The following is a 24331-nucleotide window of genomic DNA, read 5'->3' on the forward strand; positions in this document are numbered from 1 at the left end:
ATTTACCACTAATCCAAATCCCACAACTCATCATCAGCCGCCCACAGCGCCAGCAACTGCGCCTGACGGCTAAGTTGTTTTGCCTTGGCGGCCAAATCGCCGCTAAGCTCCGGGCTGCCTTGCCAGGCTATACCTTTATTGGCGGCTGCGGCAAGCGTGGTCCATTTACGCGCAAAGGCGGCCATCGCATCACGGGGCTCGGGTAAATCAGTGGCGCTAAGATGGTCAAACGGCACAGGTTGGGGCTGAGCGCCGGTGCTATCGCCAGCCAGGATCCAGTGTCCAACAAACCCCGGATCTTCAGGGTTTTCTACTGCCCATAACCCAACATAAGGTGCGGTATACCATTCCGGCCAGTCGCAAATCATACCATGCGGGATTTGCTGGGTTTTTACGTAAGTTTCAATGGCCGCAAACTGGCTGTCACACCAGACCCAGTCTTGCGCATCGTCTAAATCCATCTTTAAGCTCCAACATTGAATAGAGTTGTTACCTGTAGCTATGGTAACAACTTCTACCTAACTTTACTGCGCAAGCTAACGACTTTCGGAATACTGTTCGCCTAATTGGACAAGTTACCCAGGGTTACAGCTGTTCCAGCATTTTGCTGTGGGTTTCTCGGGATCCAGCTAGCTTTAAAATTTTTGCCGGAACAATTGTGCCATTACGCCAAGTTGATACATCACTTGGTTTGACCTTGCCAGCTGATGCGCGTTGGGTTGCAGAATCGCCATCAGTAGATAGCAGTTATCGTTACGAAAGCCTCGACAATACGCCAGATGGGTATCACTGGTTCGTTTCATCTGAGTAAGTAATACCGGGAAGCCGACGCTGCTTTCAGCTAAGTGAATATGCCTAACTTGCTCCTGTTTAATTACATCAAGGTTAAAAGCATGATCGTAGGGCACATCTTTGCCAAACGCCGCAGGCAAGATCCCGGCTTTATATTGCTTAAAGTCGGCAATTAACGCCTGCCGTTCCTCTGGCGTCAGCGCTTCAACCAATAGCTTACTGGTAAAAACCCGAATCACTCGCTAAATTCACCCAACTTAGCTGCATCTGCCTCTAACAACAACTGTTCGCTAAGACGGCTAATCTCTTTTAGCCTTGCCGCACCAGGTCGAAATAAACCGGGTTCAGCAACGCCTGATGCTTCAATAATCCGCAGCATTTTTTCGTATAACTCAGCACTTAGCATATAGCCTGTTGGCTTGTTATTAGATAACACCGCCACTGGCTCATCAGTAAAGTACTGGCTCAAGTTTTTGCGGGCTTCCGATACCGAAACTGCTTTTTCCGCCAAAATAGCATGTGACGCCATACAACACCTCAAAGTACATAGTCATGTACATAATTTAGCACTCTGATAGTATGATACTTAGCCCGGCAGATTACAAGCTGACAAAAACAACAAAGGCCGCATTCGCGGCCTTTGTCTTATCAAAACTCAGAAAAATTACTTCTTCTTCGCTTTTGGATTTGGCAGGTCGGTGATAGAACCTTCGTAGATCTCTGCTGCTAAGCCGATAGACTCGTTTAGCGTTGGGTGAGCGTGGATGGTTAACGCGATATCTTCGGCGTCGGCACCCATTTCTACTGCTAAGCAGATCTCGCCCAGCATTTCACCGGCGTTAATACCAACAATGGCGCCACCTAAAATGCGGTGGGTTTCTTTGTCGAAAATTAACTTAGTGAAGCCTTCAGTGCGGGCTGAGGCGATAGCGCGGCCAGAGGCTGCCCATGGGAAGGTAGCGGTTTCTACTGCGATGCCCTTCTCTTTTGCTTCTTTCTCGGTGACACCCACCCAAGCCATTTCTGGATCGGTATAGGCTACTGATGGAATGCAGCGTGGATCGAAAAAGTGCTTTAAGCCAGAGATCACTTCAGCCGCTACGTGGCCTTCGTGTACCGCTTTGTGCGCTAACATTGGCTGGCCGATCACGTCACCGATAGCATAGATATGCGGTACGTTGGTGCGCAGTTGCTTATCAACATTGATAAAGCCACGCTCATCGACGTTAACACCGGCTTTCGCCGCGTCTAACAGGTTGCCGTTTGGCTTACGGCCAACCGCAACTAAGATCTTGTCGTAACGTACCGGGTTAGCCGGGGCGTTTTTGCCTTCAAACGTCACATATAAACCATCTTTCTTGGCTTCTACTGCTGTTACCTTGGTTGACAGCATAATATTGAAGTTTTTGCTGTTGTACTTGGTGTAGGCTTTAACGATATCGGCATCAGCGGCTGGTACTAACTGATCAGCAAATTCTACTACTGATACTTTAGAACCCAGCGCACGGTATACAGTACCCATTTCCAGGCCGATAATACCACCACCTAATACCAGCATTTCGCCTGGGATATCTTTTAATTCCAGCGCGCCGGTAGAGTCGATTACGCGGTCATCTTTTGGAATAAATGGCAGCGCCACTGGCTCTGAACCGGCTGCAATAATAACGTGTTCGAAGGTAATGGTAGTATCGCCAACCTGTAAGGTGTTCGCGCCGGTAAATTTACCGTAGCCGTTAACTACCTTAACTTTACGCATTTTCGCCATGCCGCCCAGGCCGTTGGTCAGCTGACCAATTACCTTGTCTTTCCAGGCACGGATTTTATCTAAATCAATTTCCGGTGCGCCAAAGGTTACGCCGTGTGAGGCCATTTCTTTGGCATCGTCGATCACTTTTGCAACGTGCAGCAGTGCTTTAGATGGGATACAACCCACGTTTAAGCACACGCCACCTAAGGTGCTGCGTGCTTCAACCAGTGTTACTTCTAAGCCTAAGTCTGCGGCACGGAAGGCTGCAGAGTAACCGCCAGGGCCTGCGCCCAGCACTACCACTTGGGTTTTGATTTCGTTGCTCATCATTTTACCTTTTATCATCAGTAAATTTTTCCAACAGCCAAGTGTAGGGCAAGGGCTGTCAGGCGAAAAAATTGGCGGAATTTTAACATCAGAGCCGCCGCTCTGTAACCATAGATTGCATGGCTGAGTGAAAATTACGCCACTTTTCGTGGCGTAATGGCTTTTTTACATAATAATTTGCCGGATGTCGGCCAGATAACTGGCTAAGGTGGCAGTAAAGCGCGCCGCCAGAGCACCGTCAATTACCCTATGGTCGTAGGATACCGATAACGGCAGCATCAGCTTAGGCTCAAACTCTTTGCCATTCCATTTTGGTTTGATGTCAGATTTCGAGACACCCAAAATGGCCACTTCCGGCGCGTTAACAATAGGGGTAAAAGCAGTACCGCCGATGCCACCCAGGCTGGAGATAGTAAAGCAGCCGCCCTGCATATCGCTGGCAGTCAGTTTACCTTCGCGCGCCTTCACCGAAATGTCCTGCAGCTCGCGGGATAATTCGATAATGCCTTTTTTGTTAACATCCCGTACTACCGGCACCACCAGGCCATTTGGCGTATCAACGGCAATGCCTAAATGCACATACTTTTTCAGGATCAGGCTGGCGCCATCTTCTGATAAAGAGCTGTTAAAGGTTGGGAACTCTTCCAGCGCCTTGGCCACCGCTTTCATAATAAAGACCAGCGGGGTGTATTTAACGCCCATCTTTTTCTTATCCGCCAGCGCATTCTGCTCTTTGCGGAAGTCTTCCAGGCCAGTGATATCGGCTTCGTCAAACTGGGTGACATGCGGAATGCGTACCCAGTTGCGATGCAGATTGGCACCAGAGATTTTCTGGATCCGTGACAGCGGTTTCTCTTCTACGGCACCAAACTTGGCAAAATCGACTTTTGGCCAGGCCAGTAAGTCAAAGCCCATATTGTTACCACCGGTAGAGGCTGAGGCAGCAGCCGGTGCCGCACCGCTTTCTACCTGCTTCACTAACTGCTTCACGTAGTTTTGCACGTCTTCTTTCACGATGCGGCCTTTACGGCCAGTGCCTGTTACCTTGGCCAGGTTAATGCCAAACTCACGCGCTAAGCGGCGGATCACCGGCGAAGCATGAGCATAGGCACTATTGGCCACAAAGCCATCAGCCGCTGCCGTTGTTGCTGGCGCAGCCGCTGGGCTGGCGCTAGCTGTTGGTGCGGTAGCAGTGGTAGCAGCTGCACTGGCAGCGGCAGGCGCGGCCGCTTTGGCGGCACCAGCCACTTCGAATACCATAATCAGGCTGCCGGTTTTCACCTTGCTACCGGTTTGTACCTTAATTTCTTTTACCACACCGGCGAACGGCGCTGGCACTTCCATCGAGGCCTTGTCACCTTCAACGCTAAGCAGTGACTGATCAGCCGCAACGGTATCGCCCACCTTGACCATAATCTCGGTCACTTCAACTTCGTCGCCACCGATATCTGGTACCTTAACGTCTTTTTGCTCTGTGCTGGCAGGAGCCGGCGCAGCCGCAGCCGGAGCACTGGCTGGAGCCGCAGCGGCCGGCGCTTTGCCGCTGCCGGCAACGTCGAACAGCATGATCAGGCTGCCGGTTTTCACCTTGCTACCAGTTTGCACCTTAATTTCTTTTACCACACCGGCGAACGGCGCTGGCACTTCCATCGAGGCCTTGTCACCTTCGACGCTGAGCAATGACTGATCGGCCGTGACGCTATCGCCAACCTTAACCATAATCTCGGTGACTTCGACTTCATCGCCACCGATATCCGGCACCTGCACTTCTTTTACCTCGGCGCTTGTTACCTCGGCACTGGCCGCTGCTGCGGGTGCCGGGGCTGCTGGCGCTGGTGCAGCCTTGGCTTCGGTTTTGGCTTCGGCACCATCACCGGCAAAGACCATAATCAGGCTACCGGTTTTAACTTTATCGCCTACCTTAACCTTAATTTCCTGCACTGTGCCGGCCACGGCAGCGGGTACTTCCATTGAAGCCTTGTCACCTTCTACGCTTAACAGCGACTGGTCGGCAGCAACAACGTCACCCACCTTTACCAGGATCTCGGTCACTTCTACTTCATCGGTACCAATATCTGGTACTTTAATTTCAATCGTCATGACAAATCCTCTTATGCGTACAGCGGGTTGGTTTTGTCGGCGTCAATGCCAAATTTCTTAATCGCTTCGGCCACTACCGCTTTTTTCAGCTCGCCTTGCTTCGCCAGTTCGTTTAGCGCTGCTACCACGATATAGCCGGCGTTAACTTCAAAATGGCGACGCAGGTTTTCGCGGCTATCCGAGCGACCGTAACCGTCGGTACCCAGTACCTTGTAGCTATTGGCCGGGATAAAGGCACGGATCTGTTCGGCGTAGTTTTTCATATAGTCGGTGGCTGCAATCGCCGGCGCCTTGTTCAGCACCTGCGCCACAAATGGTACCTTTTCGGCCGCTTCCGGATGCAGCATATTGAAACGCTCGCAATCCTGACCATCGCGCGCCAGCTCGTTAAAGGAAGTCACAGAGTACACATCTGAAGCGACATCATAGTCTTTACTCAGAATATCAGCCGCTTTGCGTACTTCGTTCAGGATGGTACCTGAGCCCAGTAACTGCACCTTACCGCGACCACCGTTGTACGACTCCAGCTTATAAATACCTTTGCGGATACCTTCTTCAGCTCCCTTTGGCATGGCCGGATGATGGTAGCTTTCGTTCATTAAGGTAATGTAGTAATAGATATTTTCCTGCTCCGGACCATACATACGACGGATACCGTCTTGTAGAATCACCGCCAGCTCATAGGCATAGGTCGGATCATAAGAAATACAGTTCGGTACTGTGCTGGCCAGAATATGGCTGTGACCATCTTCGTGCTGTAAGCCTTCACCATTTAGCGTGGTACGACCGGCGGTGGCACCTAACAGGAAACCACGCGCCTGCTGGTCACCCGCCAGCCAGGCCATATCGCCAACGCGCTGGAAGCCGAACATCGAATAATAGATATAGAACGGGATCATCGGCAGATCATTGGTGCTATACGAGGTTGCCGCCGCTACCCAGGACGACATGGCACCCAGCTCGTTGATACCCTCTTGCAGTACCTGACCCGCGGTATCTTCTTTGTAGTAAGACACTACTGAGCGGTCTTCCGGCGTATAGTTCTGACCATGCGGGTTATAGATACCGATCTGACGGAATAAGCCTTCCATACCAAAGGTACGGGCTTCGTCGGCAATAATTGGCACGATACGCTGACCAATATGCTGATCTTTCAGCAGGATATTCAGCGCCCGCACATAAGCCAGCGTAGTGGATATTTCGCGCTTTTGCTCTTCCAGCAGCGAATCAAAGGCCGACAGCTCTGGCAGTGTCAGAGTTTCGCTGAACTTCGGCAAGCGCACCGGCGTATAGCCATGTAAGGCTTTACGGCGATCATGCAGATATTGCAGTTCTGGCGAGCCTTCTGGCAGCTTGATATAAGGTAAATCGGCAACCTGCTCTTCGCTGATATAGTCTTCTAAACCCAGGCGGGTACGCAGTTGCTTAACATGCGTCAGGTCCATCTTCTTGACCTGGTGCGCAATGTTCTTACCTTCGGCGGCGTCACCCATGCCGTAACCTTTAACGGTTTTCGCCAGAATAACCGTTGGCTTATCGGTGCAGGCCTGGGCTGCTTTAAAGGCCGCATACAGCTTCGATGGTTCATGACCGCCGCGTTTTAAGGCGAAGATCTCTTCGTCGGTCATGTCGGCAACCAGTGCCGCCGTTTCCGGGTAACGGCCAAAGAAATGCTCGCGTACATAGGCGCCATCTTTGGCTTTGTACGTCTGGTAGTCACCGTCTACGGTTTCGTTCATCAGCTGCAGTAACTTACCGGTGGTATCCTTGGCCAGCAGCTTGTCCCAACCACGGCCCCACACCACTTTGATCACGTTCCAGCCGGCGCCGCGGAATAACCCTTCCAGTTCCTGGATAATCTTACCGTTACCCATTACCGGGCCATCAAGGCGCTGCAGGTTACAGTTGACCAGGAAGCACAGGTTGCCCAGTTTTTCACGGGCCGCAAACGAAATGGCACCGCGTGATTCCGGCTCGTCCATCTCACCGTCACCGAGGAAGGCATAAACGCGCTGCGCGCTGGTGTCTTTTAAACCACGACCATTTAAGTACTTTAAGAAACGCGCCTGATAAATGGCGGTAATTGGGCCTAAACCCATAGAAACGGTCGGAAATTGCCAGAATTCCGGCATCAGTTTCGGGTGCGGGTAGCTCGACAGGCCCTTACCATCCACTTCCTGGCGGAAGTTATCCAGCTGCTCGGCGGTTAAACGGCCTTCAACAAAGGCACGGGCATAGATACCCGGTGAAATATGACCCTGATAGTACACCAAGTCGCCGCCGTCTTTTTCGTTCGGCGCGCGGAAGAAGTGGTTAAAGCAGGTTTCATAGAAGGCGGCAGAAGACTGGAACGACGCCATATGGCCACCCAGTTCCAGATCTTTTTTCGAGCCACGCAGCACGATCATTATGGCGTTCCAGCGGATCACCGAGCGAATACGCCGCTCCAGGTTCACATCGCCCGGATAGGCCGGCTCTTGTTGCGGTGGAATAGTATTGATGTAGTTGGTGGTGACACCGGTCGGCATATCGACGCCTTCCAGCCGGGCCTGCTCCAGTACCTGCTCCAGCAAAAACTGCGCCCGCTCTACCCCTTCGGTACGCACCACCGACTCCAACGCTTCCAGCCACTCTTTGGTTTCCAGAGCGTCGATGTCAACCTTACTGACTTCAGACATATCGAGGTTTCCTTTGGTTAATCACGCCGAGGCGTGCTGCAAAAATAATTATGCCTGCTGCGACCGTCGCAACGAGCGCTCAATACGGGAGCGCTCTTTGCTCACTTCCAGCAAAGCTTCTTCTATATAAGCTAAATGCCCGTTACTGGCCTGACGGGCCAGTTCGGGCTCCCTGCTAATTACCGCCTGCATTAACCGGCGCCGATGCTCATTTAATTTGTCGGCGTAGCCGTCACGCTGTTGCAAGGCGGCTAAGTTTAAGCGGATATTCTGTTCGGTCAGCGGCGTCAGGCTTCTGACCAGATGTAACAACACGATATTGTGTGACGCTTCCGCCACCGCCAGATAAAACTGGGTCACGGCTTTGGCTTCGGCATCACTGTCCTGCAACTGCTGCTGCAGGCAGATATCCTCGTACGAGGCTTTAATCTTTTTATGATCGGCTTCAGTGCCACGCAATGCCGCGTAATAGGCGCAAATGCCTTCCAGCGCGTGGCGAAATTCCAGAAAGTCGAACTGCGAGTCCGGATATTGCGCCAGCAGCATAAACAGCGGGTCAGTCAGCTGCTTGACCATATTGTCGCAGACGTAAGTCCCCCCCCCCTGGCGCCGGTTGACTAGGCCCTTGGCTTCCAGCTTTTGGATAGCTTCACGCAGCGATGGACGCGATACCGCAAAGCGCTCAGCCAGCTCGCGCTCTGAAGGTAGCTTCTGGCCAGGCTTAAAGCTGCCCTCCAGTAGTAAATGTTCCAGCTGCGCCACTATCTGGTCGGATAATTTGGCAGGCTTAATTTTTAAATCAGCCATATGAGTGGCAGAGATCCTTTATTTGCACGCCAGGCTAGCTACAATTTTGCGCCCGGTAAATTGGTCTTACCAATTTTCAACATTTGGGCAGCAGGCTAGCATTTTCTGCACAGCTTGTAAATAAAGCAGAATTTTTCGGGGCTGGCAAGCGCGATTTTGTTAGAGTAATTACTCAATAATTGGCAAATATTTCAATACTGAAATAAATTGGTCTGACCAATTGCGCAAAATGTTTACTATGCCTTGTTATGAGCAAGAAATAAGGCGCCAAACGGCGCCTTATTATGAGAAAATTCCCGCTGCCTGTTCTAACCCAACCAACCGGTTAACGTTAAAATCGCGGTAAAGGCCAGGAAGAACAGCATATTGCGTTTGGCCAGTTGTACCATGCTGCTGGTATCTTCAATACCGTTTACGACTTCTTCCGGTAAGGGTTCAGCGGCACGCGCCACATCCTTTACCACCTGTTCGTTGCTGGCGGTAAAATCCAAAAAGTAACCGAGCAAGGCATTCGAGGCGCGGGAGAAATGTCCCACCAGCGCAAAACCCAAACCAAATAGCCGTGCTGGGAACCAGTCTGCCCAATGCAGCATGCAATTAAGCGCATCCCTGGCGGCGGGCGCTGACACTGGCTCAGCACTCAGACTCTCGGTATCGCTGTCGATAGCAGCATCCATAGTGACCGGCTCAGCACTGTTATCAGCGCCATTGCTGTCAGCACTGATATCATCGGCAGTGCTGTAGTCAGTTTGGCTGTAATCCGCACTGTAGCCCGCAGCAGTTTCACTTTCTGCCAGCGGATCGCTGTGCTCGTCTACCACCTTAGCCGCTGCCGCTTGTTCGGTTGCGGTTTGTTCATTCAGATGCCGGAGCAAGGCATAGGTAATCACCCCAAAGGCGCCCAGAATTAAGAACCAAAACACCACAGCGGCATAATAGCGGAAGTTTAACCAAACCAGGGTTAGCCCCTGACTGCTGTCTACCGTACTGCGGCTATCCTGACTGATCTGCTGCATGGCCAGGTGCGCCGCCTCGGCATCGCCGCGCTCCTGGGCATTTAAATACTGTTTATACAACTGCCGGTAATGCCAGCAACCAATCCCCACCAGCAGCACCAGTGTATTCACTACTAATGTCAGCAGGCGGTTATCCAGCAGATGCAGTAATACGGCCACCAGCAGGCCGGGCAGCAGGATCCACAGGTAACGGCCATATTGATGCTCAGCCAGTTGTTTCAGGCCGGAACCAGCGGTCAGTTTCAGATAGGCCTGACAATAAGGGCGGGCTTGCCAGGCGTCACTACGCACCGCCAGTCGCTCAATAATTAATGCCAGTAACATACTTATCAGGGTCATGCCTTGTTCTCCTTTAGCGCCGTTTTATAGCGGGCCCAATCAAAAGCCGGGCCGGGGTCAGTTTTGCGACCGGGCGCGATATCGCAATGGCCAACAATCCGCTCCGCGGTGATGGCAGGGTACTGCGCCAACAAATAACGGCTTAGCTGAAGCAAGCTGCTATATTGTTGTTCAGTATAGGGTATATTGTCGGTGCCCTCTAACTCAATACCGATCGAAAAGTCATTACAGCGTTCGCGACCAGCAAACTGGCTGACACCGGCATGCCAGGCGCGTTTTTCAAACGGCACATACTGAAAGATCTGACCATCGCGCCAGATCACACAATGCGCCGCGACTCTGAGGTTGGCTAAGTCACTGAAACTCGGATGCGCGCTGCAATCCAGCTGGCCGCAAAATAGCGCATCGACATAACTCTGCTCCGGGCGGGCCGCAAATTCACCGGCGGGTAAACTGATATTGTGGATCACCAGTAAACTGATATCGGTGGGGTCAGGACGCTCATCAAAATGCGCGCTGAGGCGGAGGATCAGCGGTGGCTTGGCTGCAATCATCGGGAATTTTGCCGTAGCGCTCTGGTCTTAGTACACTGTAAGCCTATTGTCGATGCTGGGGATCTTTTATGCAAGCACCTGAAGTCAGTTCTTCCTTTGGTCGGATCTTTCATATCCTGGCCTGGATAGTGCTGCTGGTTGTGCTGTTCTGGTTCTTTCAGGATTATCTGGCAAAGCAGCAAAACCCGAATCAGCAACTGCAAAGCAGCCGCGGTAATGGCGAAATTATTACCCAGCTAACCCGCAATCGGGCCGGCCATTATCTCGGCGTGGCACTGATTAACGGTCAGCGTGCCGAATTTTTACTGGATACCGGCGCAACCACAGTCGCGGTCTCAGAGCGCAGTGCGGCCTTACTTGGCATGCAAAAGGGCCAGCCAATTCGGGTCGCCACTGCCAATGGCATCAGTAACGCCTGGCGCAGTGAAATCGCCGAGCTGCAGCTGGGCGATATTGTGCTGTATCAGGTACCGGCCAGCATAGTGCCAAATTTAGGTGGCACTGAGATTTTGTTAGGTATGAGCGCCCTAAAACAGTTAGAATTTCGCCAGCAAGGAAATCAGTTAACGCTGATCCAACGTTTGTAGCCGCATCGCATTGCTCAAGTCAGATTGTTCAAGTCGCATTCAGCTTCGGCGTTGTATACCCTTTTCTAAACCGGATAGTGACCTAAACCATGAGTAGCCCTGTTACCCCTTTTCAGCATCCTTTGTTAGCCGATGAGCTGCGCCGCGCTGTTGCGGCTGCCCTGGCTGAAGATCTTGGCCAGCAAAACGCTGAGCTTGGCGATATTACCGCTTCTCTGATCCCGGCCAGCCAGCAGGCGGTGGCAACCATTATTACCCGCGAAGACTGTGTGCTGTGCGGCAGCGGCTTTGTTAATGAAGTCTTCCTGCAGCTGGGTAATCAGGTCAGCATTCAGTGGCACGCCACTGACGGTGACCGCTTAAGTGCAAATAGTCTGATCTGTACCCTGCAAGGACCGGCAAGAGCGCTGCTCACCGGTGAGCGTACCGCGCTGAATTTTCTGCAACTGCTAAGCGGTACGGCCACCACCACTGCCTATTATGTGCGCTACCTGGAAGGCAGCAACACCCGGCTGCTGGATACCCGTAAAACCCTACCCGGCTTACGCTTTGCCCAGAAATATGCCGTTAGCTGTGGCGGTGGCCTGAATCATCGTTTTGGGCTGTTTGACGCCTTTTTAATTAAAGAAAATCATATCGCAGCGGCCGGCTCAATCAGTCAGGCGGTGCAGCAGGCGCGGCAAAACTTTCCCGGCAAGCCGGTCGAGGTGGAAGTGGAAAACCTGGACGAGCTGAAACAGGCGCTGACTGCCGGCGCCGATATTATTATGCTGGATAATTTCGCTACGCCGGAGATCCGTCAGGCGGTGCTGCTAAATCAGGGCCGGGCTAAGCTGGAAGTATCGGGCAATATTACCAGTGAGCGGCTTAGTGAACTGGCGGCGACCGGTGTCGATTTTATCTCCAGTGGCGCCTTGACCAAGCATGTCCAGGCCATCGATTTATCGATGCGCTTACAGCAAAGAGGCTAAGAATGCGCCCGTGCTCTGCTACACTTAAACCTTGGGTGCGCCGGGAGTGTGGCAGATGCAGCTGACAGGTAAGGTAGTATTCTGGCAGGATAAAAAGGGCTTCGGCTTTTTGCTGTGTCAGCAAACTGAGCAGAAGCTGTTTTTTCATATCCGGGATTTTACCGACAGTAAAAGCCGCCCGGCTGAAGGTGATGAGCTGCAGTTTAGTATCGGCACCGATAAACAGGGCCGGCCTATTGCCACTCAGCTGAGCATCCTAAGCGCCAACCCGGCGGCCCGGCAACACCCTTTACCACGGCTGAGCAGCGTTGATTTGGATTATACCCAGGATGTGGCGCTGTATTTTCGCGCCGCCTTTTTGATGCTGGTGATTATTGCGCTGCTGTTCGGTACCCTGCCCTACCTGTTACCTATCTTATATCTGGAAGCCAGCCTCTTTACCTACTGGTTGTATCAGGCCGATAAAAATGCCGCTGTGGCCCGGCAAACCCAACGCCTGCCGGAAGAAAGTCTGCAAATGTTTAGTCTGATTGGCGGCTGGCCCGGCGCGCTGGTGGCGCAAAAAAAACTGGCGCATAAGCGCAGTAAAGCGTTATTTCAGCGGGAGTTCTGGTTAGTGGTACTGGGTAACTGCCTGTTACTGTTATGGCTGATGTCGCAACATGGCCAGCAGTTTTTAAGCCGGCTGGCCTTATTCAGTTAGCTGCTACACCTTAAAAATCCAGCCGCGACGATAGCAGTAAAGCATACCGATATAAGACAACAGCAAAAAGCAGATGGCGTAGGCTAACGAGCCGTTATAGTCACCAAACAGTGGCTGAAAAGCACTGCGGTACAGCCAGTTACCCAGCGTGGTGCCGACAACTGGTACCATCGATAACACCCGCGCCGCCACCCCGGCCAGCATAAAGAATAAAATGGCATTAACACCAAATACCAGCAGCGGCGCCGTCCAGAGCCGGTAGCGCTTCATTTCCGTTAACCACAGAAACAGCGCCAGCATTAACGCAGTGAAACCGCTACTTAGCAGCACAAAGGTCGGTGTCCACAGCATTTTGTTAATCGGCAAGGCCGGATGCGCCAGCTCGGCGATCCAAACCGCCGCCAGACCGGATAGCAACAGCACCCGCAGCTTAAATGCCAGCTCCGCCTGACTCTGCAGCAGCTGCGCCATTAATACCCCGCTTAAACAGCTGGCAATCGCTGGCAGGGTGCTCAAAATGCCCTCAGGATCGAAGGCAAAGGGCGTGGCGCTACGAAAATACACATGATTTGGCCCCAGCAGCTGATGATCAAGCCAGGCCGCCAGATTGTTACCGTGCTCCCACAAACCAACAAAGGTATGGCCGTAGTTATCGCGGTAGGGCACAAACTGCATCAGCAAAAAATATAACAGGCATAACCCGCTTAACCACAGAATGCGGCCGCGGGTCCCGCTGTACAGCACAATCACTAAAGTACAAAAATAGACAATACCAATGCGTTGTAATACACCGGACCAGCGCACTGTCAGCAGTTTCTGTTGCAGATAGCTGTAATTGGGGTCACGGAAATTATAGTAAAACAGCACCAGAAACAGCCCCAACAGATACAGCTTTAGTGCCCGGATGGCGCCCTGGCGGATCAGCTCCGCTTTGGGTAGCAGCTGCCGGCCAGCCAGGCTGTAGGGGATCGCCATCCCCACCATTACCAGAAAAGCCGGGAAAATCAGATCGGTGGGCGTCCAGCCATGCCACTCGGCATGTAACAACGGCGGGTAGACATACTGCCAGCTGCCCGGATTATTCACCAGTATCATCGCCAGGATCGCCAGCCCGCGCAGCGCATCCAGCGCCAGCATGCGGTTGGCCGGTTGCTGGGTTAAGATCTGCTGACAGTGTCGCAATAGCATCTCAGTTTTCCGGTTGCGCCACCAGCGTCACCGGTAAGCGGCCGGTTGCTTTACTCTGACCTAACAACACCTCGGCTAATGCCTGATACACCGGGCTAACCCAGTTGCCTGCGTCATCCTGCCAGCCATGATAGGCATAGGTTGCCAGTGTCCGCTCGGCATAGGGGGCATACAGGCTGATCTCATAAGGCGAGCGCAGACTGACAAAGGTCTGCGGTTTTTTCAGCGCCGCACCGTACTGCAGCAGTTGTAAAAAATACTGCTGCTGTTGTTGATAAGCCTCGCCCAGATTGCGAATGCCGGATAAATCATCCATGCCACCGATCTCCGCCAGCGATTGCATCGGTGAAATAAAGCCCGCGATCACCTGATCGGCGGCGGCAATTTGCTGCTTCGCCTGATCCAAATTCAGCCGTTGCAGGCTAATCAGCTCAATGTTACCGGCATTGGGAGCGAGCTGCTTAAGGTAATTTTTCAGCAAGGTGCCCTTGCTCAGATCCGGCATCAACAGCACTGTGGTTTTATTAGTTAAATTCAGCGGCAAGCTGGATTCGCCTTTCACCACGGTCACGGCCGCCCGCGCCAATGCCAGTTCACTGGCCCGGTGTAACGGATTAGCCAGCACAGTGCGGGCCAAACGGGCATCCGGCCTGGCCTGGCTTTGCAGCGGCTGCTTGGCGGCCACTATCCGCTGATAGGAGGCTTGCAGTTCGCGCTGCGATAACTTGCCGCTTTGTACCGCCGCCTCCAGCTCGTCAAGTAACGCCGCCAGATTGGCCAGCTCCGCCGGGCTTTGCAGCTTTACCGGCATCAGGGCAATATCCGCCCCGGCTGCAAAGGTTTCAATCACCGCCTGTGGCACCGTAAAGAAATGGCTGATCCCGGCCATATCCAGCGCATCGGTCACAATCAGGCCCTGATAATTCAGCTGTTCACGCAGTACGCCGGTCAGGATGCTGCGCGACAACGTTGCCGGCTTAATCATCTGCTCGCCGTTTTTGCTGCTAAAAGTACTGCTATCCAGCGCCGGGAACTGGATATGCGCGGTCATAATCATCGCCGGCGCAGCTTCTTTGATAATCTGGGCAAAAGGCAGTAAGTCGACGCGGGCGATCTGCTCTTTACTGTGATCGACCCGCGGTAAACCGAGATGACTGTCGACATGGGTATCGCCGTGACCGGGGAAATGTTTTAGTGATACCAGCAAGCCTTTTTGCTGCATGGCTTTGGTCATGGCGCTGCCCAGCACCGCGACCTTATGCGGCTCTTCACCAAAGGAGCGCACATTGATTACCGGGTTCTGTGGATTCACGTTGACATCAACAGTGGGCGCAAAGTTAACGTTAATGCCCAGGCTAAGCAATTCCGTGGCCAGGATCTGCCCAACCTCAGTGGCAAAGCGGTTGCCATGCTGGGCAAAGGTTGCGCCTATCGCCATATTGCCACTAAAGGAGGTGGATTGTTGCCGTGGTAAGCGGGCTACCCGCCCTCCTTCCTGATCAATTCCAATAAATAACGGCAAAGCGCCGGCTTTAGCGGCAGCCTGCTGTAAATCCAGATTCAGTTTAACGATTTGCTCCGGATCCTGCAGATTCTCGGCAAACAGGATCACCCCGCCGATATGATGTTGGGTGATCAGCTCTGCCAACGCTGGCGGTAACTGGGTTAGCGGAGTGCGACAGGCACCGGGTGCCACCGGCTGCTCGCAATAATAACGCAGGTCCAGCATTAATTTCTGGCCCAGCATCTGCCGCACTGGCGGCGTTTTTTGTTTGGCCGCGGCCTCTGTCAGACTACTGGCGCCAAGACTACAAATCATCATTACACTCCCCAGCCATTTACCTAAGCCAGCTTTGCTTACTACCGCCACAGTTGTGCCCCCTGTGTAGAAAGTTGAACGTCGTCCAACATAATTTATTCATGAATTTTTCGCAAACACGAATAGTTTACACTGTTCATCGCTTAGCAGTTATGCTTTACTGCTGCTTAAAAACTGCCCCTCAGCTGACGGGGCCCAGTAAAACCACGGACTTGCCGCTTATGCAGCTCACCTTAGTAGATTGGCTGGTCTTTTGCAGCTATTTTTTTGTGCTCGCCCTGCTTGCCTGGTGGGTTAATCAAAAGCGGGCGCAAAATAGCAGCGATTACTTTCTGGGTGCCAACACCATGCCCGCTGCCCTGGTGGCCATTTCAGTGCTGGCGACCTCACAGTCTGCCGCAACCTTTTTGGGCGGCCCGGATCTGGGCTTTCGCGGCAACCTGAGTTATCTGGCCTCGAATATCGGCGCCGTGCTGGCGGCATTCTTTGTGATGCGCTTTCTGATCCCGCGCTATTACGCCCTGAAAGTCACCACCGTCTATGAGTTGCTGGAACAGCGCTTTAGTGCCAGTGCCAAAAGTCATGCCGGTCAGATGTACTTATTCGGCCGGGTCTTTGCCAGCGGTGCCCGCTTATTTATGGCGGCGCTGGCGGTATCTATGCTGCTATTTAACCATATCGACGCCAGTGGTGTAATGGTCTCGGTGGCGCTGCTGGCTGGCATTGGCCTGCTGTGTACCATGGCGGGTGGTATCCGTTCGGTGATCTATACCGATGCGCTGCAATGTTTGGTCTATGTTACTGCTGCGCTGGTGGTGCTGGTATATCTGTACAGCAGTTTAAGCCTGCCCTGGCCGGTATTACTGGAGGCCCTGCGTCATCCGCTGGAGCAGGACGGTTCGAAATTATTGCTGTTGGATTTTTCGGTCGATTTTAGCAGTAGTGGCGTCTTTAATATCTGGTCGGCACTGACTGGCTTTGTGCTGCTGAATATTGCCGCCTTTGGTTTGGATCAGGATATGACGCAGCGGGTGCTGACCTGCAAAACCCCGCAGCAAGGTGCTAAGGCGCTGCTTTCTTCTGCATTGCTGGTGATCCCGGTGATGCTGGTCTTTATCTTAATTGGCTTTTTGCTGTATATCTTTTATCAGCGCGCCGATCTGCATCAGGGCAGCGCCCTGTTAGCCGATAGCTTTCAGGGCGAGAAGGTTACGGTCTTTATGTACTATGTGCTGAACGAACTGCCCTCCGGCCTGCGCGGTCTGGTCGTAGTGGGCGTGATAGCAGCAGCACTGTCGACCATTACCTCGGGCCTGAACTCAATGGCCTCGGTACTGGTGGCGGATCTTTATGCTCCCTGGTGGCGCAAACGGCAAAGTGCTGGTATTGCACAGCAAAGCGCTGGCAGTGAGCGGCATCTGGTGCGGGCCGGGCAGCTGGCAATGTTGCTCACTGCCCTGGCGCTGTCACTGATGGCGGTGCTGTGTTACTACTGGCAACAATATTCCGATATGCCGCTGCTGGCCTTTGCGTTAAGCGTGATGGTGTTTTCCTACAGCGGTTTACTTGGCGTGTTTTTTACCGCGCTCTTTACCCGTCGCGGCAATAGCCGTTCGGTAACTGCGGCGCTGCTAACCGGCTTTGGCGTGACCTTGGTGCTACAACCTTATGTGTTGCAGCAAATCAGCCCAACGCTGGCCGTGCTGGATCTCGGCTTTACCTGGCAACTCTGCCTCGGTAGTCTGGTCGCCTTTTTAGTTTGTGTCAGTGGTTCGCCCGCCAAAGTGGCGGCGGATGCGCTGACAACCTCCCGTTAAGAGGAATCTGTATGTCGTATCTTCTGGCCATCGATGGCGGTGGTACCAAAACAGCCGGTGTGCTGCAAGCTGTGGTTAGTGGTCAGCGCTGGCAAGCCGTCAGTGGCCCGGCTCAATTGACCAATGATTTACAACAAGCGCTGATTAATGTGCGCTCACTGGTACAGGATCTGTGTCGTCAGGCCGGCATCAGCCCGGCCGGGATCACCGCGGTAATTGGTCTGGCCGGTGCCGGCAATCCGGCATTGCATAAAGCCTTTAGTCAACAACTGGCCTTACCCTTTGCCAGATGGCAACTCACCACCGATGCCCGAACCTCATTGTATGGCGCTAATCAGGGCAAACCTGTGGCGGTGGTCGCTATCGGTACCGGTTCAGTAGCGATGCGCTTAGAAGCCGATGGCACCGAGCTGCAGGTAGGTGGCTGGGGTTTTAATATCGGTGACGAGGGCGGCGGCGCCTGGCTGGGCCGGGAATTGGTGCGGGAACTGTTATGGCAACTGGATTGGCAAAAGCCGTTCACTCCACTGTTCTCGGCAGTGGCCGCGCGCTGCGGCAAAGATGCTGCCAGCCTGCTGCCCTGGTTGAAACAAGCAACGGCCAGTGACTTTGCTGCCCTGGCGCCGCTGGTATACCAATATGCCAGTGAGCCGGCAGCCCAACGCCTGCAGGCCCGTCAGGCCGATGCCATTAATCAGCTGGCGTTATGCTGTCTGGCCGGCCAGGACTTGCCCCTGGTGTTGCTGGGCGGGCTGGCAACCGCCTGCGCGGCGCAGCTGTCACCCTTATTACAACAGCGGTTACAAGCCGCCAGCGGCGATGCCCTGACCGGCGGTCTGGTGCTGGCACAGGCCTTAGCAACTGCACCTTCGGAGGCCTGATGAGTACCAGTACCTTGCTTGCCCAATTAGCCACAATGAGCACAGAAGCACGTAACACCGCAAGTCGGAACCTGGATCAGCTCAGTAGCCTGCAGCTGGTTCAACTGATTAATCAGGCGGATCAACAAGTAGCCAACAGCATCACGCCGGCACTGCCGCAGATCGCTCAGGCGGTAGAACAGATAGTGCAGGCCTTTGCCAAAGGTGGCCGGCTGATTTATCTGGGGGCCGGCACCAGTGGCCGGCTCGGCATTCTGGATGCCGTTGAATGTCCGCCGACCTATAGCGTGCCAGACTCCCAGGTCATTGGCCTGATCGCCGGTGGCGCTAATGCCATCTATAAAGCGGTCGAAGGTGCCGAAGATAATCCGCAACTGGCGGAGCAGGATCTGCAGCAGATCGGCTTTCAGCCGCAGGATATTCTGGTTGGCATCGCCGCCAGTGGCCGCACACCCTATGTACTGGGCGGCCTGGCCTACGCCCGCCGCTGTGGTGCAGTAACCGTTGCCATCAGTTGCAATGCCGGTGCGCCTATTCTGGCGGCCGCTGATATCGCGATCTGTGCCGAAGTCGGCCCGGAAGTGGTAACCGGCTCTACTCGGATGAAAGCCGGTAGCGCCCAGAAAATGATTTTAAATATGCTCAGCACCGCTGCTATGGTGTTAAGCGGCAAGGTGTATCAGAATTTGATGGTTGATCTGCATGCCAGTAATCAAAAACTGGTGGCGCGCGCCGTGCGCATTGTGATGCAGGCCACCGACTGCGATCAGCCAACTGCCGAGCAGGCACTGGCGCGTTGTGAACAGAGTGCTAAGCTGGCGATATTGCATTTACTCAGCGGCCAGCCGGTCGAGGCCTGTCGGGCACAACTGCTGGCAGAGGGAGGTTTTGTGCGTAAAGCTCTGGAGGCGCTGCAATGAAACAGCTGCTATTGGTCCTGTTATGGTTAGTGCTATGTAGTGGCCAGCCGGCGCTGGCTGACAGTGCAGCCATTCGCACCGGTGCCGAGCAACCGGAGCGCTATTTGCCGCTGCTGGCCGGTAAAAAAGTGGGCTTACTGGTTAATCAAACCTCCAGAGTCGGCGAACAGCATCTGGTCGATTTCCTGTTACAGCAACAAGTGCAGGTGGTCGGCATCTTTGCACCTGAACATGGTTTTCGCGGCGATTACGACGCCGGCGCCCGGGTCGGTGATAGCCGCGATCCCCGCACCGGCCTGCCGATCTGGTCAATGTATGGCGCCAGTAAAAAACCGGATCTGAGTTTACTGCAGCAACTGGACCTGGTGATCTTTGATATTCAGGATGTCGGGGTGCGCTATTACACCTACATCAGCTCAATGCACTATATGATGGAGGCTGCCGCCGCTGCCGGGGTTGCGATGCTGATCCTGGACCGGCCAAACCCGAATGGTGCTTATCTGGATGGTCCGGTACTGGATCTAAAATTTCAGTCCTTTGTTGGCATGCACCCGATCCCGCTGTTACATGGCATGACGGTTGGCGAGCTGGCACTGATGATCAAAGGCGAGCAGTGGATCGCCAATGCGGAAAAGCTGCAGTTAACGGTGATCCCAAATGCCAATTATCAGCGCGATCTGCCATACGAATTACCAATCCCACCCAGCCCGAATTTACCCAATGCCCAGGCGGTCCGGCTCTACCCTTCGCTGGGCTTTTTTGAAGCCACACCCCTGTCGGTCGGGCGCGGTACCCCCTTTCCGTTTCAGGTGCTGGGTTATGATCAGTTTGCCAGCGACGAGTTTAGCTTTGTCCCGGTCAGCACGCCGGGTGCAGCATTAAATCCGCCGTTAAAAGATAAAAGAGTCTATGGTGAAGATCTGCGTCAGGTCAGCACAGACGGCTTAACCCTGAGCTATCTGATGCGCTGGCAACAGCTGTTTGCCAGCCACGCCAAAGTGATGTTCACGGCGCCGGACTTTATGGATAAGCTGGCCGGCACCGATCAGTTGCGGTTACAAATTGAACGTGGTGACAGTGAGCCACAGATCCGTGATAGCTGGCAAAGTGCGTTGCAGCAGTTCAGGCTGCAACGCCAACCGTATTTACTCTATCCGGAATGATTATTCCGCCGCCGCTGTTACGCTAAAGCGTGCCAGCGGCGCCATCCGGGCTTTGTTCAGGCTCAGCTCGCCATTTGCCAGCGTATAATTATCTGCCAGCGCCAGCTGCGCTAAAAACGCCTGCTCCAGTGCCATTTTATCTTCGGCACAAGCCATCATAGTACCGGCAAGCTGCCCCACTTGGATCCGATAGGCTGAACCCTGCCAGCTGCCACTAAAGCGGTTACAACCAGAGCGGCCCCAGACTTTGCCATCGGCCGCAAAATGGATAAAGGCGCCACTATCGGCAGCCACTGCCTGCCCCTGCAGCTCTGTCAGTTGCCAATCGCGGTCAAGCAAATCTGGCTGCACGGCTTCACCGGCCGTCACCGCTGCCACCTCTGTCGCGACCTTAGCCAAACGATAATGCTCGGCCAGGTCGCCAGTAATCAGCTCGCCCTGCTGATCCAGCTGCCGCACCGCATTTTCTTCAACCCGAAACCAGCGATTTTCCTGACTTTCGCTCTCCAGCCGGATTTTGCCGCCACTGGTATCCCAGCTAAAACGCCCCGTTTCGTTAAATTCATTATCCGGCTCTTCACCAAGATAAATACTTTGCAGCTGGAATTGACCATCGGCGCTTAGCGTCAGCGTGGTTTTAATCCCTTCACAACTGGCGCAGGGTAAGATCCCCTGATAGCTACCGGCCCAGTCCAGCGAGTCACGGCTATTACTGCTCAGTTGCATGCTGCCGGCTCCCGGTTGCACAGTGGTGTTGGCCGGCTCAGGTGAACAGGCCGTCAGAAGTACCAAGCTGCTGGCAAGTAACAGTGGTAAATACAGGTATGGTTTGCGCATAGTAAGTTCCTTTTTTGGCTAGTTAACGCCCTAAGTCCCCAGAGGATTCTTTAATTCCAGGTTGGCTAAGTGTAGCAGCTGGCCGTTTAACAGTACCTGAACCACCTCACCCTGGCTATTCAGTAGTAAAAAGGTCGCACCTTGCCGCAACTGTGGCGAACTTTGTGTTGGCCGCAGCGGATTAACAAGTACCGGTAACCGGGTTTGTCGCTGCAGCAATTTGGCGTCACCGCTAAAGTGGGTATAACCTTGCCGTAGTAGTTGCTGATAACGCTGATCATCCAACAGTAATGGCTCGCTCAGCGGATAGGCACGGCCTTGCTGATAACGCAGCCCAGTCACGTCGAACAGATGGTAGGCGCCATAGCCACTCAGATCGCCCAGCTCATGGATCCGGGCATAGCTATCGCCTTCGGTATGAAAATTCACGCCGATATCCAGCACCGCCTCAGTGTCCGCAACCCGGACCTGCAGATTTTTCAGGATCAAATCTTTTAAGCCACCACTGCGGTTAAAGGGGATCGCTTCATAATCACTGAGTGGGGCCGCACGATAACTGCCGCTGGCAATCGCATTTAACCAGGCCACATACAACTGGAAATTCAGCCGCCGTGCCACCTGGCGATTATCGTCGGCACGATGGCCTCCGGCCTCGACTAACACCGTACTGATGCCCATACCGGCAAAGGTATCGCCAAAGGAGCGTGGCGACCAGGTATCGTTATAGCGGCCCAGATGTTCCGGGATCTGAGTATCCAACCAGGGTTTGATATGCGCAATCAGCTGCATCGCACGCCGGCGGCTGTCGTTGATGTCGCGTGCTGCATTATAGGCCGGTGCCAGCAGTGAAATGGTTGCCGGGTTCGGGGCCTCACCTGCGGCATGAAAGCGGTTCTGATCATGCAAGTTAAAGCCATAATCTGGCTGGATTTGCCGCGCCAGCTGCATCAGCAGGCGGCCTTCCGGACTCTGTAGCGCAAGCGCATCACGGTTAATATCTATGCCCTGGGCATTAACCCGGCTGTTCCGGGCAGCACCATCAGGGTTCAGCATGGGCACCAGATACAGGGTGATTTCGGAAAACCACTGCTCGCGCCAGGCCTGTTGCTCCGGTGCCAGCGTATAGCGCAATAAATCAAATAAGGCAGCGGTTGCGGTATGTTCATCGCCATGCATCTGCGACCAGGCCAGCACGCGTTTTTTGCCTTGCCCGAGCTTAAGTAAATAGATTGGCCGGTTTTCCACCGAGCGGCCCAGCTCGGTCACCGTTACTGCCGGATCGCTGGCATACTGCTTAATTAAAGGTTCAATATCAGCCAGTTGCAATCTGGGCTTATCGAAGCCCGGTTGCAGGTAAGGTTGATAATGTTCAAGTGTCGTTGCCTGTGCCATCGTCATGCCAGCCACCCAGAGTAAGATCAGTAACCATTTATTCATAATAAACCCCTTGCCGCTGCAATACTTATTCAGGCACAAATACAAAAGGTTGTAAAGACAATAACCTGGCAGCACCAAATGTCTGACAGACAAGCCTTGCAGCGCCGTCGTTTCCCCTGTATAAAATCTTAACAAAAGAAACTGTCAGCGCCAGGGTACCCTACCCCACTATCGGCTCAGTACCCCGGCAAATAAGGCAGACCGACCCCGCCAACGGAGGATTTCGTGTCAGACTGGCTTACCCTGTTACCGGCAATCGTCGCTATTGCCGTGGTGTTGTGGCGCAAGGAAGTGATCCTGGCGCTGTTGTTGTCGCTTTGTACTGCGGAATTGCTGATCTTTATCCAGCAAGGCCAGGGACTGGGCGCCAGTTTACTGTTAAACGGCAGTATCCAGACCCTGGAGCGGATTGTCGAGGTTACGGCGGATGCCGGTAATGCCCGTATTCTGATGTTCTCGTTACTGGTCGGCAGCTTACTGGCCTATTTACGCTATTCCGGTGGGGTAACGGCGACGGTGGAGCTGTTGATCCGCAAAGGGGTAGCCCGCACCGGACGCCAGGCCGGTTTGCTAACCTTTGGCATCAGCTTCTTTACCTTTATTGAATCGAATTTAAGCTCGCTGACCAAGGGGATCAGTACCCGTGGCCTGTTTGATAAATTTGGCATGAGCCGGGCCCGGCTGGCTTATATTATCGACAGTACCAGCTCGCCAATTTGTATCATTATTTTGCTCAATGGCTGGGGTGCCTATGTGCTGGGGCTGCTTAGCACCTATGAATTATCGGTGCCGGCTGTGTCTGTGCTGCTGGGCACTATTCCACTGAACTTTTATGCGCTGTTTACGCTGGCAGTGGTGCTGTACACCATTATTAGCGGTAAGGTGTATGGCCCACTGCGCCGCGCTGAGCAGCAGCAAAACCGGCTGGCCGATCATACCGAAATTGACACCCCCGCCAGTCACCCGTCTTATATGTTGGTGCCGTTATTAACACTGGTGTTTTCGATGGTCGCCTTTATGCTGCTAACCGGTAACGGTAATCTGGTGCAGGGTTCAGGTTCCAAATCGGTGCTGTATGCAACTGTGTTGGCGTGTCTGGTGGCATATAGCATGATGCTGTTTAGCCGGCGCTTTCAGCACCAGCAGTTGGTGAATATCGGTTTTAAAGGCATCTCAGAGCTATTACCTGTGGTTACCATAGTACTGCTGTCGATGGCGCTGGGTACCAGTTTAAAGATGTTAGGTACCGGCGCCGTGATCGCTGGCATGGTTGATCAGAGTGTGCCGCATTTTCTGATCCCGGCATTGCTGTTCCTGGCCGGTTCACTGATCTCCGTCACTACCGGCACCAGCTGGGGGACCTTTGCGATCCTGGTACCTATTGGTATGCCAATGGTGACTTTGCTGGAGTTACCACCCCAGTTGGTATTAGCGGCCATTTTAAGTGGCGGCATTTTCGGCGATCACTGCTCACCAATCTCAGACAGTACCGCAGTCAGCTCGGTTGCTGCCGGCTGTGATTTGCTGGAGCACGTAAAAACCCAGCTGCCTTATGCGCTGTTTTGTGGCCTGCTGGCCCTGCTCGCCTTTACCCTGACTGGCTGGATGATGATTTAAGCCGTGCCGCGCCCCGGTATTAGTGTCCGCC

Annotated in this window: 21 protein-coding genes; 8 read left to right on the top strand and 13 right to left on the bottom strand. The window is 53.6% G+C overall.

Annotation, left to right across the window (positions count from 1 at the left end; translation table 11 throughout):
* Positions 1 to 8: 8 nt before the first annotated feature.
* From AEST_RS11940 to ampD, 9 genes are all read right to left on the bottom strand, one after another.
* Positions 9 to 461 carry a DUF4826 family protein gene (locus AEST_RS11940; RefSeq protein ID WP_008609327.1) on the bottom strand — a complete coding sequence of 151 codons (453 nt, stop codon included), beginning with the start codon at positions 459 to 461 and terminating at the stop codon, positions 9 to 11.
* Between the two features lie 174 nt (positions 462 to 635).
* The gene (locus AEST_RS11945; RefSeq protein WP_008609328.1) at positions 636 to 1031 is read right to left on the bottom strand and encodes a type II toxin-antitoxin system YafO family toxin; all 396 of its coding nucleotides are present in this window, start codon (positions 1029 to 1031) and stop codon (positions 636 to 638) included.
* Positions 1028 to 1321: a type I toxin-antitoxin system antitoxin YafN gene (yafN, locus tag AEST_RS11950; RefSeq protein ID WP_008609329.1), complete on the bottom strand. Its 294-nt coding sequence runs from the start codon at positions 1319 to 1321 to the stop codon at positions 1028 to 1030. The genes AEST_RS11945 and yafN overlap by 4 nt, the downstream gene beginning before the upstream one ends.
* Before the next feature lie 135 nt (positions 1322 to 1456).
* The gene (gene lpdA, locus AEST_RS11955) at positions 1457 to 2866 is read right to left on the bottom strand and encodes a dihydrolipoyl dehydrogenase (protein WP_039925478.1); all 1410 of its coding nucleotides are present in this window, start codon (positions 2864 to 2866) and stop codon (positions 1457 to 1459) included.
* 165 nt (positions 2867 to 3031) lie between these two features.
* Positions 3032 to 4966: a pyruvate dehydrogenase complex dihydrolipoyllysine-residue acetyltransferase gene (gene aceF / locus AEST_RS11960; RefSeq protein WP_008609334.1), complete on the bottom strand. Its 1935-nt coding sequence runs from the start codon at positions 4964 to 4966 to the stop codon at positions 3032 to 3034.
* Positions 4967 to 4977: 11 nt separating this feature from the next.
* Positions 4978 to 7644: a pyruvate dehydrogenase (acetyl-transferring), homodimeric type gene (gene aceE / locus AEST_RS11965; protein ID WP_008609335.1), complete on the bottom strand. Its 2667-nt coding sequence runs from the start codon at positions 7642 to 7644 to the stop codon at positions 4978 to 4980.
* Between the two features lie 48 nt (positions 7645 to 7692).
* Positions 7693 to 8451 (bottom strand): pyruvate dehydrogenase complex transcriptional repressor PdhR, encoded by a 759-nt coding sequence (gene pdhR / locus AEST_RS11970; RefSeq protein ID WP_008609336.1) that lies wholly within the window; start codon positions 8449 to 8451, stop codon positions 7693 to 7695.
* 308 nt (positions 8452 to 8759) lie between these two features.
* On the bottom strand, positions 8760 to 9806 hold the full coding sequence (gene ampE, locus AEST_RS11975) for a regulatory signaling modulator protein AmpE (protein ID WP_008609337.1): 1047 nt from the start codon (positions 9804 to 9806) through the stop codon (positions 8760 to 8762).
* Positions 9803 to 10360 (bottom strand): 1,6-anhydro-N-acetylmuramyl-L-alanine amidase AmpD, encoded by a 558-nt coding sequence (gene ampD / locus AEST_RS11980; protein WP_008609343.1) that lies wholly within the window; start codon positions 10358 to 10360, stop codon positions 9803 to 9805. The genes ampE and ampD overlap by 4 nt, the downstream gene beginning before the upstream one ends.
* 68 nt (positions 10361 to 10428) lie before the next feature.
* Here ampD and AEST_RS11985 point away from each other — a divergent pair, with 68 nt between their 5' ends.
* From AEST_RS11985 to AEST_RS11995, 3 genes are all read left to right on the top strand, one after another.
* Positions 10429 to 10947 (top strand): retropepsin-like aspartic protease family protein, encoded by a 519-nt coding sequence (locus AEST_RS11985; RefSeq protein WP_008609344.1) that lies wholly within the window; start codon positions 10429 to 10431, stop codon positions 10945 to 10947.
* Positions 10948 to 11036: 89 nt separating this feature from the next.
* Positions 11037 to 11918, top strand: coding sequence for a carboxylating nicotinate-nucleotide diphosphorylase (gene nadC / locus AEST_RS11990; protein WP_008609346.1), 882 nt, complete (start codon positions 11037 to 11039; stop codon positions 11916 to 11918).
* 55 nt (positions 11919 to 11973) lie between these two features.
* Positions 11974 to 12621, top strand: a complete 648-nt coding sequence (locus AEST_RS11995; protein ID WP_008609347.1) for a DUF1294 domain-containing protein — start codon at positions 11974 to 11976, stop codon at positions 12619 to 12621.
* Between the two features lie 3 nt (positions 12622 to 12624).
* Here AEST_RS11995 and AEST_RS12000 read toward each other — a convergent pair whose 3' ends face one another.
* The gene (locus AEST_RS12000; RefSeq protein WP_008609348.1) at positions 12625 to 13809 is read right to left on the bottom strand and encodes an acyltransferase family protein; all 1185 of its coding nucleotides are present in this window, start codon (positions 13807 to 13809) and stop codon (positions 12625 to 12627) included.
* A gap of 1 nt (position 13810) precedes the next feature.
* Positions 13811 to 15679, bottom strand: a complete 1869-nt coding sequence (locus AEST_RS12005) for a glycoside hydrolase family 3 protein (RefSeq protein WP_008609350.1) — start codon at positions 15677 to 15679, stop codon at positions 13811 to 13813.
* A 170-nt stretch (positions 15680 to 15849) separates the two neighbouring features.
* Between AEST_RS12005 and AEST_RS12010 the strand changes: the two genes are divergently transcribed.
* Genes AEST_RS12010 through AEST_RS12025 form a run of 4 tightly spaced genes read left to right on the top strand, consistent with a single transcriptional unit; the run spans position 15850 to position 20409 of the window.
* Complete coding sequence (locus AEST_RS12010) at positions 15850 to 17445, top strand: sodium:solute symporter (RefSeq protein WP_008609351.1); 1596 nt, start codon at positions 15850 to 15852, stop codon at positions 17443 to 17445.
* A gap of 11 nt (positions 17446 to 17456) precedes the next feature.
* On the top strand, positions 17457 to 18326 hold the full coding sequence (locus AEST_RS12015; RefSeq protein WP_008609352.1) for a glucosamine kinase nucleotide-binding domain-containing protein: 870 nt from the start codon (positions 17457 to 17459) through the stop codon (positions 18324 to 18326).
* A complete protein-coding gene (murQ, locus tag AEST_RS12020; RefSeq protein WP_008609353.1) occupies positions 18326 to 19246 on the top strand; it encodes an N-acetylmuramic acid 6-phosphate etherase in 921 nt (306 codons plus the stop codon). The genes AEST_RS12015 and murQ overlap by 1 nt, the downstream gene beginning before the upstream one ends.
* The gene (locus tag AEST_RS12025; RefSeq protein ID WP_008609354.1) at positions 19243 to 20409 is read left to right on the top strand and encodes an exo-beta-N-acetylmuramidase NamZ family protein; all 1167 of its coding nucleotides are present in this window, start codon (positions 19243 to 19245) and stop codon (positions 20407 to 20409) included. Before murQ ends, AEST_RS12025 begins: the two co-directional genes overlap by 4 nt.
* On the opposite strand, the gene AEST_RS12030 is transcribed toward AEST_RS12025, so the two are convergent.
* Both AEST_RS12030 and AEST_RS12035 read right to left on the bottom strand, forming a co-directional pair.
* On the bottom strand, positions 20410 to 21246 hold the full coding sequence (locus tag AEST_RS12030) for a copper resistance protein NlpE N-terminal domain-containing protein (protein WP_008609355.1): 837 nt from the start codon (positions 21244 to 21246) through the stop codon (positions 20410 to 20412).
* A gap of 30 nt (positions 21247 to 21276) precedes the next feature.
* Complete coding sequence (locus AEST_RS12035) at positions 21277 to 22683, bottom strand: M14 family zinc carboxypeptidase (RefSeq protein ID WP_008609356.1); 1407 nt, start codon at positions 22681 to 22683, stop codon at positions 21277 to 21279.
* 225 nt (positions 22684 to 22908) lie between these two features.
* Here AEST_RS12035 and AEST_RS12040 point away from each other — a divergent pair, with 225 nt between their 5' ends.
* Positions 22909 to 24300, top strand: a complete 1392-nt coding sequence (locus AEST_RS12040) for a Na+/H+ antiporter NhaC family protein (RefSeq protein WP_008609357.1) — start codon at positions 22909 to 22911, stop codon at positions 24298 to 24300.
* Positions 24301 to 24331: the final 31 nt, after the last annotated feature.

The sequence above is a fragment of the Alishewanella aestuarii B11 genome (assembly GCF_000280055.1).
GTDB lineage: Bacteria > Pseudomonadota > Gammaproteobacteria > Enterobacterales > Alteromonadaceae > Alishewanella > Alishewanella aestuarii.

Coding starts and splice junctions, on each gene's coding strand:
- lpdA (WP_039925478.1), bottom strand. CDS start 2,866: ATGAGCAACGAAATCAAAACCCAAGTGGTAGTGCTGGGCGCAGGCCCT.
- AEST_RS12035 (WP_008609356.1), bottom strand. CDS start 22,683: ATGAATAAATGGTTACTGATCTTACTCTGGGTGGCTGGCATGACGATG.
- nadC (WP_008609346.1), top strand. CDS start 11,037: ATGAGTAGCCCTGTTACCCCTTTTCAGCATCCTTTGTTAGCCGATGAG.
- AEST_RS12030 (WP_008609355.1), bottom strand. CDS start 21,246: ATGCGCAAACCATACCTGTATTTACCACTGTTACTTGCCAGCAGCTTG.
- pdhR (WP_008609336.1), bottom strand. CDS start 8,451: ATGGCTGATTTAAAAATTAAGCCTGCCAAATTATCCGACCAGATAGTG.
- aceE (WP_008609335.1), bottom strand. CDS start 7,644: ATGTCTGAAGTCAGTAAGGTTGACATCGACGCTCTGGAAACCAAAGAG.
- ampE (WP_008609337.1), bottom strand. CDS start 9,806: ATGACCCTGATAAGTATGTTACTGGCATTAATTATTGAGCGACTGGCG.
- AEST_RS12025 (WP_008609354.1), top strand. CDS start 19,243: ATGAAACAGCTGCTATTGGTCCTGTTATGGTTAGTGCTATGTAGTGGC.
- AEST_RS11995 (WP_008609347.1), top strand. CDS start 11,974: ATGCAGCTGACAGGTAAGGTAGTATTCTGGCAGGATAAAAAGGGCTTC.
- AEST_RS11985 (WP_008609344.1), top strand. CDS start 10,429: ATGCAAGCACCTGAAGTCAGTTCTTCCTTTGGTCGGATCTTTCATATC.
- yafN (WP_008609329.1), bottom strand. CDS start 1,321: ATGGCGTCACATGCTATTTTGGCGGAAAAAGCAGTTTCGGTATCGGAA.
- AEST_RS12010 (WP_008609351.1), top strand. CDS start 15,850: ATGCAGCTCACCTTAGTAGATTGGCTGGTCTTTTGCAGCTATTTTTTT.
- aceF (WP_008609334.1), bottom strand. CDS start 4,966: ATGACGATTGAAATTAAAGTACCAGATATTGGTACCGATGAAGTAGAA.
- ampD (WP_008609343.1), bottom strand. CDS start 10,360: ATGATTGCAGCCAAGCCACCGCTGATCCTCCGCCTCAGCGCGCATTTT.
- AEST_RS12015 (WP_008609352.1), top strand. CDS start 17,457: ATGTCGTATCTTCTGGCCATCGATGGCGGTGGTACCAAAACAGCCGGT.
- AEST_RS12000 (WP_008609348.1), bottom strand. CDS start 13,809: ATGCTATTGCGACACTGTCAGCAGATCTTAACCCAGCAACCGGCCAAC.
- murQ (WP_008609353.1), top strand. CDS start 18,326: ATGAGTACCAGTACCTTGCTTGCCCAATTAGCCACAATGAGCACAGAA.
- AEST_RS11940 (WP_008609327.1), bottom strand. CDS start 461: ATGGATTTAGACGATGCGCAAGACTGGGTCTGGTGTGACAGCCAGTTT.